This window comes from Corallococcus praedator, from assembly GCF_003612125.1.
GTDB lineage: Bacteria > Myxococcota > Myxococcia > Myxococcales > Myxococcaceae > Corallococcus > Corallococcus praedator.
In genome coordinates, this window is record NZ_RAWI01000397.1 from 1 (window position 1) to 8,290 (window position 8,290).

Genomic DNA, 8,290 nt, shown 5'->3' on the forward strand with positions numbered 1-8,290 from the left:
GTTCATGGAGACGGGTGGGGCGCTGGATGAGCACCTGGCGGAGCAGCTGCTCCTGCCGGCGGCGCTCCTGGCGTCGGGGCGGCTGGGGCCGGTGACGCCGGGCACCACGCGCTTCACCACCGCGGCTGTCACGGGGGAGCTGACGACGCAGGCGGAGGTGCTGCGCCGGTTCCTGCCCGTGGACATCCGCGTGGAGCCGGGCGGGGCGGTGGAGATCCGCCCGGCCTGAAGCTCCGGCCGAAGTTCTGGACGCTGGCGCCGGAGGGGACGGCGCCAGGACGGCGCTAGGCTTCGTCCTCGTTGTGGTCCTGGGCGCCGAAGGTGTTCGCGGTGGCCATCTCCTTCACCGTGCCCCGGTAGGCGCGGATGGCGAAGGGCAGACACACCATGAAGATGATGCCCGCGAGGCCAATGGCCCGCCACGGCATGGGCTTCTCCTTGGGCTTCTCGTCCTTGCTGTAACCCGAGAGGTTGTTGCCCATGGCGCGCGCCTTGGCGGCGTCCTTCTCTTCCTGCGTCAACTCCTTGCGGGTCTGGAAGTCCTGGGGCTGACGGCGCTGGGGCTGGGCCACGACAGCTCCGCCCCAGACGAGGGCGAGGATGAGAACAAGCCGGGGGAGCGAGGGGGAGGACATGGGCCCTGAGCCTAACAGAGCCTCCCTTCGCGATGAACAGGGGTTGCTTCACACCACCTGGGCCGTTACCCGCGCCGCATGCTCCGGCTCCCCTTCGTCCTCCTGGCCAACCTGTTCCTCGGGTTGCGCCTGCTCCTGGGCCTGCCCTTCCGGGTGATGGCGGTGCGTCAAAGACCCGCATGGGTCCGCTTCCGGCTCGCGGGCAGCCTGCCGTACCGGCCGCGCCGGGGCCCCCGTTTCCGCCTGGGCGCCCCCCCGGTGGAGCCCGCCACCGTCACCTCCCTGGAGGACTTTGGCCGGGCGCTGCGGATCCTGGCTGGAGACGCGAAGGTGGAGGGCATCCTCCTGGAGGTGGAGGGCCTGTCCCTGACGGACGCCCGCCGCGAGGCCCTGCTGGCCCTGCTGTCGGACTTCCAGGCCGCCGGCAAGCGGGTGGTGTCCTGGGCGGTGATGGTGGACACGAACGAGTACCCCGTCCTCGGCGCGGCGGACGAGGTGCTGCTTGCCCCCATGGGGCGCGTGGAGCTGGTGGGCTACGCGGCGGAGGCCACCGTGCTGGGCGAGGCCTTCGACCGGGTGGGCATCCACGCCCACTTCGCCCGCCGGGGTGACTACAAGACGGCGCCGGAGTTCTTCACGGACGGCACGGTGTCCGACATCCAGCGCCAGACGCTGGAGACCTTCCTGGATGAACGGTTCGCCGTGCTGGTGGACTCCCTCTCCCGGTCGCGCGGGAAGACGCCGGAGGAGGCGAAGGCCCTCATCGACGCGGGGCCCTACAGCGCGAAGCGGGCGCTGGAGGCGGGGCTGGTGGACGGGCTGGTCCACGAGGCGGACCTGGGCGCGCACCTGGGCCTGGAGTCGAAGAAGAAGGACGGCGACGAGGAGGCCCCGGTGCCGACCTTCAGCGCGTACCTGGCGACGCAGGCCTTTCCGCCGGTGCGCTGGCGCACGCTGCGGCGCAGGCCCCGGCTCGCGGTGGTGGACGTGACGGGCATCATCGTCCCGGGCAGCGGCGGGGCGGGCCGGTTCGCGGCGGCGGACACGGTGGTGAAGGCGCTGCGCAAGGCGGGGCGCGACCCCAGGGCGAAGGCGGTGGTGCTGGCGGTGAACAGCCCGGGCGGCTCGGGGCTCGCGTCGGAGCAGATGCTGGAGGCGGTGAAGCGGGTGGCGAAGCAGAAGCCGGTCATCGCGTACGTGGATCAGATGTGCGCGAGCGGCGGGTACATGGCGGCCATCGGCGCGAAGGAGATCTGGTCCGCGCCGCACGCCATCGTGGGCTCCATCGGCGTCTTCATCGGCAAGTTCGAATACGGCGGCCTGCTGGAGAAGCTGGGCATCCAGCGCACCACGCTGACGCGCGGTCAGAACGCGGCGTTCGGCTCCAACTCACGGGGCTTCACACCGCACGAACGCGCCGCGCTGGAGCGCGAAGTGGAGGAGTCCTACCAGTCCTTCCTGGAGCTGGTGGCCCAGGCGCGCGGCCGGACGAAGGAGGAGATCCACGAGCGGGCGGAGGGCCGGGTGTACTCGGGGCTGCGCGCGAGGGACGCGGGGCTGGTGGACCGCATCGGCGGCTTCGAGGAGGTCTGCCGCCACGCGATGGAGGAGGCGAGGGCGCCGTCGGACGACTTCGAGATCATCCGCTACGGCGGCGGGGCCCGCTCGAAGCTGTCGCTCCTGAAGCTGCTCACGGCCGCGGCGCACCCCACCACCTACGCCTTCTGCACCGCGGCATGGGGCCTCTGGGGGTTCGGGACTTCCCGGCGCTTCGACTAGCATGGGCCCATGGCCCGCTCCTGCCCGGTGTGCCCCCGCCAGCCGTTGAACGTCGTCCAGGCCTCGGACGTGGAGGTGGACATCTGTCCGCGCTGCCACGGCCTGTTCTTCGATCGAGGCGAGCTGGAACGCTTTCCGGACCGGCCCTCGCTCAAGCCGCTGATGGGCACCGCGAGGAACGCCGCGTCCCGGTGCCGCGCGGGAGGCCACCTGGTGCCGCGCGCCCTGGCCAGCTGTGCCACCTGTCGCAGCGAGCCCGTGTCCTGTCCGGGCTGCGGCGCGAGGCTGGGGCTGGTGTCCGCGCGCGTCTGCACGGTGGACCTGTGCGTGCAGTGTGGCGGCGCATGGCTGGACGCGGGCAAGTTCGAAGCGCTGGAACACGCCACCGTGGAGGCCCCGAAGGCACCACCGTCCGGCGCCAAGGCGGGGTGGGAGGTCGCCCCGGCCACGGATGGCGGCGCCGATCCCTGGAAGGCCCCGGGCTCCACGGCCGCGCTGCCCCCGTCGCATTCGCCCTCGGGAGGCTACGGCCTGTCGTCTCCTTTTGGCTGCGTCCAGTGCGGACTCCCGGTGCCGGTGAGCCAGGCCTGGGCCTGGAACGGCGACATCTACTGCGGCGAGCACCGCCCGAAGGGCGCCGTGTCGGGCGCGAGCCTGCCCAAGCACCGATACCCCGATGGCGTACCCGACATCGCGGTGGGCCAGGGCGTGGAGCTGGGCGAGCTGGTGCACTGGGTGGTGCAACTGCTCCGCAATCGCTGACGCCCCCCTGCGGCGGACCTCCCACCTGCCCGCCCGCACAGGGGCGCGGCGGGAAGGGGAGGGCCCCGGAACGACGCGTCGGGTCGCCCGGAGATTGCTCCCCCCGGGGCCGGGGTCTACCCTGCCGCGCCAGTGATGCCGCGCCTCGCTCCCTTCAGTCTGCTGCTCCTGGGCACCGCCTGCGCCACCGCGTCGCGTGAGCCGGCCTCCGTGGCGGAGGCGTACGCCAAGGCGCTGGAGGAGAACCGGCTGTCGGACGCCTACCGCCTGACGACCGGGGGCCCGGAGGGTGAGGTCGCCTTCCTGGACGAGTTCTCCAACGAGGCCGCCCGCCGTGAACGCGCCGCCGCCGTGCGCACCGGCACGGGCGTGCTGGAGGCCCGGGCCCCGTCCGTCACCCTGGCCCGCCAGGGCGAGGACTGGCGCGTGGTGGAGTCCCGTCCGGCCGACGTGCCCCGGGCCGCGCTGAAGAAGTTCCTCGACGAAGTGGAGTCGCGCGACTGGAAGGGAGCATGGGGCCTGCTCGCCTCTCCGCTGCGCGCCCGCTACACCCCGGAGCGCCTGCGCGAGGACTTCGAGCGCGAGCCCCTGGCGAAGGAGCGCCTGCGCCGGGCCCGCCTGTCGCTCAACACCCACGTGCGCGTGGCGGCGGGCGAGGCGCTGTTCCCCCTGGGCGAGGACCGCGCGGTGCGCCTGGTGCTGGAAGACGGGGAGTACCGCGTGGCGGCCATCGAATGAGGGCCAGAAGCCGGGCGCGGTGAGTCCGTGGCGATGGCTGATGCACCTTCCGGGCCCTCGCGTTAAACGACGTTGACAGCCCCCGGAGTGCTGGCAATCTCCGCCCCCCTTCAAGCGTGCAAACGCCTGTTTTCAAAAGGTTTCAGGTGTCCCGATGAGCGTCACACAGGCCGATGTCATGACGGCCATGTCGAAGGTGATCGATCCCGAGCTGCACGTCGACCTGGTGAAGGCCGGGATGGTGAAGGACGTGCGCGTCACGGGCGACACGGTGAAGTTGAAGATCGAGCTGACCACGCCCGCGTGTCCCATGAAGGGGAAGATCCAGGCGGACGCGGAGGCGGCGCTCAAGGCGGTGCCGGGCCTGAAGTCCTTCGACATCGAGTGGGGCGCCCAGGTGCGCGGCGTCGCGGGCGGTTCGGGTGGCGGCGGGGCGCTGCTGCCGGGCGTGAAGAACATCCTGCTCGTGGGCGCCGGCAAGGGTGGCGTGGGCAAGAGCACGGTGGCGGTGAACCTGGCGGTGTCGCTCGCGCAGCACGGCGCCAAGGTGGGCCTGCTGGACGCGGACTTCTACGGCCCGTCGGTGCCGCTGATGACGGGACTCGCGGACAAGCGTCCGGTGAGCCCCAACGGCAAGACGCTGGATCCGCTCATCGCGCACGGCATCAAGGTGATGTCCATCGGCTTCCTGGTGGAGGCGGATCAGGCGCTCATCTGGCGTGGTCCCATGCTGCACGGCGCGCTGATGCAGCTGGTGCGCGACGTGAACTGGGGAGATCTGGACTACCTCATCCTGGACCTGCCCCCGGGCACGGGTGACGTGGCGCTGACGCTGTCCCAGTCGGTGCGCGCGGCGGGCGCGGTGCTGGTGACGACGCCGCAGGACGTGGCGCTGGCGGACGTGGTGCGCGCCAAGCAGATGTTCGACAAGGTGCACATCCCGGTGCTGGGCATCGTGGAGAACATGAGCCAGTTCATCTGCCCGCACTGCTCCAAGGCCACCCACATCTTCAACCACGGTGGCGGGCGCAAGGCGGCGGAGATGTTCGGCATTCCATTCCTCGGGGAGATCCCCCTGGACCTCAAGGTGCGCGAGTCTGGAGACTTGGGCGTGCCGGTGGTGGCGGGGGCGAAGGACAGCCTGGAGGCGAAGGCCTTCCAGGAGATCGCCCGGAATGTGGCCGGACGTGTGTCCGCGCAGACGATGAAGAGCGTGCCGTTGCCGGTGATGCAGGCCCGGTAGTGCCCAACCCGTAAGGAGACCGCATGGCCCCCGCCGGCAACGACGACGACTTCCCGCCTGATCCGCTGTTCGACGAATCGGAGCAGCAGCCCGGGCGTGAGAGCCGCTCGGGGGGCTTCGTGCCGGACTTCGTGCGGCGCATGGCGGTGGCCGGCATGGGCGCGGTCTTCATGACGGAGGAGGGCATCCGCTCGCTCGCGGGCCAGCTCAAGCTCCCCAAGGAGGCCCTGGGCTTCATCCTCTCCCAGGCGGAGAAGACCAAGGACGACATCTCCCGCGTCGTCACGGAGGAGCTGCGCCGCTTCATGCAGTCGGAGAAGCTGCGCGATGAATTCCTCAAGCTGCTCTCCGGCATGACGGTGGAGGTGAAGGCGCAGATCCGCCTGGTGCCGTCGGAGAAGGAGGAGAAGCAAGAAGCGCCTCCGCCGCCGGAAGCCCCCAAGGGCAAGAAGGCCGCGGAGCCGCCGCCCTCCGCGCGCGTGGTCATCACGGAATTGAACGCGCGCCGTCCCGCCTCCAAGCGCACGAAGCGGGAGTAGGGACGTGGCGGAAGCACCGGAATCACCACCGGCCGCACCGGAGCCCCCACAGGCGCCGGTGCCCCCGAAGCCGCGCGGAACCTGGCGCACGCACCCGCTGCCCAAGCGCCTGGCGCTCATCGCCATCGTCGCGGTGGGCCTGTGGCTGTGGAAGGCGACGGACGTCCCCGAGCGACAGCTCATCCTCCAGCTTGACGGAGCGGGTTGGAGCGACGTGCGCGCCATGGACCTCCAGGTCCTGGACCCGGAAGAGCACATCCTCAAGCGCGAGGAGCGGTTCTTCACCAGCGGCCCGCCCCCGGAGGTGACCTTCAAGATGAACCTCCCGGAGGGCACCTTCCGCACGCTCCTGTTCCTCAAGATGCGGGACAGCGAACAGCGGGTGCGCCTGGAGGAGCGGGTGTCGGTGGGCGAGGGTGAGGCCATCGTCCGCCAGCTGCGCCTGCCCGCCACCAGTCGTTGACCCTCCTGGAGGCGTGCGTTATGGCCGCCGGCACAGGAGAAGTCGCCATGGCAACGGAACACATCGTCGTCGTCGGTGCAGGGCAGATGGGCGCGGGCATCGCGCAGGTGGCGCTCCAGGCGGGCATTCGCGTGTCGCTGGTGGACGTCAACAAGGACGGCCTCGCGAAGGGCGCGGACCGCATCAAGGCGGGCCTCAAGAAGCTGGTGGAGAAGGGCAAGCTGGACGCGGCGAAGCAGCAGACCGCGGAAGCCAACCTCGCCACGTTCACCAGCGCACGCGACGCGAAGGACGTGGACGTCGCCATCGAGGCCGTCACGGAGAACGAGGACCTCAAGCGCCGCATCTTCCTGGAGCTGGATGAAGTCGTCCGGCCTGGCGGCATCCTCGCCACCAACACCTCCTCCATCCCCATCACCCGCATCGCCGCGGCCACGAAGCGCCCCGAGTCCGTCATCGGGATGCACTTCATGAACCCGGTGCCGGTGATGCAGCTCGTGGAGCTGATCCGCGGCGCGGCCACCAGCGATGAGACGTACGCCACCATCCGCGCCATGGCCGAGCGCATGGGCAAGACGACGGTGGTGTCCAAGGACTACCCGGGCTTCATCGTCAACCGCATCCTCATCCCGATGCTCAACGAGGCCTGCTTCGCGCTGATGGAGGGCCTGGGCACCGCGGAGGACATCGACACCGCGATGAAGCTGGGCACCAACCAGCCCATGGGTCCGCTGCAGCTCGCGGACTTCATCGGCCTGGACACGGTGCTCTACATCGCCGAGGTCCTGCACAAGGGCCTGGGCGACTCCAAGTACCGTCCGTGCCCGCTCTTGCGCCAGTACGTGGACGCAGGCTGGTACGGCAAGAAGAGCGGCCGCGGCTTCTACAAGTACTAGCCGTCCCCACCCGACACAGGAGCTTCGACGCACATGGCCTACGAGAACATCCGGTTGGAGAAGGACGGCCCCCTCGCCGTCCTCACGGTGGACCGCCCCAAGGCGCTCAACGCGCTCAACAGCGCGACGTTCCACGAGATGGACGACGCGCTCCGCTCGCTGAAGTTCGACGAGACGCGCGCCCTCATCGTCACGGGCGGAGGGGACAAGGCGTTCGTCGCCGGCGCGGACATCGCGGAGATGGTCACCATCACCGCCGCCCAGGCCCGGGAGTTCTCCGCGCTGGGACACCACGTCTTCCAGTCGCTGGAGAACCTGCCCATCCCCACCATCGCGGCGGTGAACGGCTTCGCGCTCGGCGGCGGGCTGGAGCTGGCGCTGGGCTGCGACCTCATCTACGCGTCGGAGAAGGCGAAGCTGGGCCTGCCGGAAGTCACCCTGGGCGTCATCCCGGGCTTCGGCGGCACGCAGCGGCTGACCCGGCTGGTGGGCCGCTCCCGCGCGAAGGAAATGCTCTTCACGGCGGACCGCATCGACGCGGCCCGGGCCAAGGAGATCGGCCTGGTCCTGGACGTGGTGCCCGCGGACAAGCTGATGGAGCACTGCCGCGCGGTGGCCGCGAAGATCCTCAAGAACGGACCGCTCGCGGTGGCCCAGGCCAAGCGCGTGGTGGAGTACGGCGCGGATCAGGACCTCCGGAGCGCCAACGAGCTGGAGCGCCAGGGCTTCGCGGTCCTCTTCGGTTCGGAGGATCAGCGCGAGGGCATGGCCGCGTTCCTCGCCAAGCGTCCCGCCGCGTTCCAGGGCAAGTGACGTGAAGCACGCGGTCGCGGCCGGAAGCCTGCTGTGCTTCCTGGCCGCGCCCCAGGCCCGGGCTCAAGCCCCGGCCGAAGCTCAACAAGCCGAGGCGCTGGACCGAGCCCCGGCCCTGGTCTCCTGGAAGCGCACGCTGTGTCTCTACACGCTGTGCTTCCTGGAGCCACTCATCCCGGACCTGCGCCGGGAGTGGGGGGACGGCGCGCACTGGGTGTTGTCCTGGCCCATCCACCCCTGGGCCACGCCGCCCCTGGACGTGCCGGGACCCACGCTCATCGTCTCACCCTTCGTGGAGCCCCAGCTCCGGCTGCGGCCCAGCACGTTCCGCCTGCTGGCCGGGGCCCGCGTGTCGGCCTTCCCGGACACGTCCCGCTTCGGCGTCCTGGCCGAGGGAGCAGGCGTCTGGGGCGGGGACGGGA

The 8,290-nt window shown here is 70.6% G+C and carries 11 protein-coding genes; 10 read left to right on the plus strand and 1 reads right to left on the minus strand.

Annotated elements, in window-relative coordinates:
* The coding region (locus tag D7Y13_RS33940; protein ID WP_279637153.1) for an RNA 3'-terminal phosphate cyclase at positions 1 to 229 on the plus strand (229 nt) is incomplete at its 5' end.
* A 55-nt stretch (positions 230 to 284) separates the two neighbouring features.
* Here D7Y13_RS33940 and D7Y13_RS33945 read toward each other — a convergent pair.
* Complete coding sequence (locus tag D7Y13_RS33945) at positions 285 to 635, minus strand: hypothetical protein (RefSeq protein WP_120537547.1); 351 nt, start codon at positions 633 to 635, stop codon at positions 285 to 287.
* A gap of 78 nt (positions 636 to 713) precedes the next feature.
* Here D7Y13_RS33945 and sppA point away from each other — a divergent pair, with 78 nt between their 5' ends.
* The 9 genes from sppA to D7Y13_RS33990 form a co-directional block, all read left to right on the plus strand.
* Positions 714 to 2,414 carry a signal peptide peptidase SppA gene (sppA, locus tag D7Y13_RS33950; protein WP_120585793.1) on the plus strand — a complete coding sequence of 567 codons (1,701 nt, stop codon included), beginning with the start codon at positions 714 to 716 and terminating at the stop codon, positions 2,412 to 2,414.
* A 9-nt stretch (positions 2,415 to 2,423) separates the two neighbouring features.
* A complete protein-coding gene (locus tag D7Y13_RS33955) occupies positions 2,424 to 3,176 on the plus strand; it encodes a TFIIB-type zinc ribbon-containing protein (RefSeq protein ID WP_120537545.1) in 753 nt (250 codons plus the stop codon).
* 135 nt (positions 3,177 to 3,311) lie between these two features.
* Positions 3,312 to 3,914, plus strand: a complete 603-nt coding sequence (locus D7Y13_RS33960) for a hypothetical protein (RefSeq protein ID WP_120585792.1) — start codon at positions 3,312 to 3,314, stop codon at positions 3,912 to 3,914.
* 154 nt (positions 3,915 to 4,068) lie between these two features.
* The gene (gene apbC, locus D7Y13_RS33965; RefSeq protein ID WP_120585791.1) at positions 4,069 to 5,157 is read left to right on the plus strand and encodes an iron-sulfur cluster carrier protein ApbC; all 1,089 of its coding nucleotides are present in this window, start codon (positions 4,069 to 4,071) and stop codon (positions 5,155 to 5,157) included.
* Between the two features lie 23 nt (positions 5,158 to 5,180).
* Complete coding sequence (locus D7Y13_RS33970) at positions 5,181 to 5,696, plus strand: hypothetical protein (RefSeq protein ID WP_120537542.1); 516 nt, start codon at positions 5,181 to 5,183, stop codon at positions 5,694 to 5,696.
* A 4-nt stretch (positions 5,697 to 5,700) separates the two neighbouring features.
* Positions 5,701 to 6,159, plus strand: coding sequence for a hypothetical protein (locus tag D7Y13_RS33975; RefSeq protein ID WP_199732960.1), 459 nt, complete (start codon positions 5,701 to 5,703; stop codon positions 6,157 to 6,159).
* 47 nt (positions 6,160 to 6,206) lie between these two features.
* Positions 6,207 to 7,055: a 3-hydroxyacyl-CoA dehydrogenase family protein gene (locus tag D7Y13_RS33980; protein ID WP_120585790.1), complete on the plus strand. Its 849-nt coding sequence runs from the start codon at positions 6,207 to 6,209 to the stop codon at positions 7,053 to 7,055.
* Positions 7,056 to 7,088: 33 nt separating this feature from the next.
* A complete protein-coding gene (locus tag D7Y13_RS33985) occupies positions 7,089 to 7,868 on the plus strand; it encodes an enoyl-CoA hydratase-related protein (RefSeq protein WP_120585789.1) in 780 nt (259 codons plus the stop codon).
* A gap of 1 nt (position 7,869) precedes the next feature.
* On the plus strand, positions 7,870 to 8,290 hold a 421-nt coding region (locus tag D7Y13_RS33990; RefSeq protein ID WP_120630907.1), incomplete at its 3' end, for a hypothetical protein.

Excerpts from the sequence above, each read along its gene's own strand:
- D7Y13_RS33945 (WP_120537547.1), bottom strand. The coding sequence starts at position 635 with ATGTCCTCCCCCTCGCTCCCCCGGCTTGTTCTCATCCTCGCCCTCGTC.
- sppA (WP_120585793.1), top strand. The coding sequence starts at position 714 with ATGCTCCGGCTCCCCTTCGTCCTCCTGGCCAACCTGTTCCTCGGGTTG.
- D7Y13_RS33955 (WP_120537545.1), top strand. The coding sequence starts at position 2,424 with ATGGCCCGCTCCTGCCCGGTGTGCCCCCGCCAGCCGTTGAACGTCGTC.
- D7Y13_RS33960 (WP_120585792.1), top strand. The coding sequence starts at position 3,312 with ATGCCGCGCCTCGCTCCCTTCAGTCTGCTGCTCCTGGGCACCGCCTGC.
- apbC (WP_120585791.1), top strand. The coding sequence starts at position 4,069 with ATGAGCGTCACACAGGCCGATGTCATGACGGCCATGTCGAAGGTGATC.
- D7Y13_RS33970 (WP_120537542.1), top strand. The coding sequence starts at position 5,181 with ATGGCCCCCGCCGGCAACGACGACGACTTCCCGCCTGATCCGCTGTTC.
- D7Y13_RS33980 (WP_120585790.1), top strand. The coding sequence starts at position 6,207 with ATGGCAACGGAACACATCGTCGTCGTCGGTGCAGGGCAGATGGGCGCG.
- D7Y13_RS33985 (WP_120585789.1), top strand. The coding sequence starts at position 7,089 with ATGGCCTACGAGAACATCCGGTTGGAGAAGGACGGCCCCCTCGCCGTC.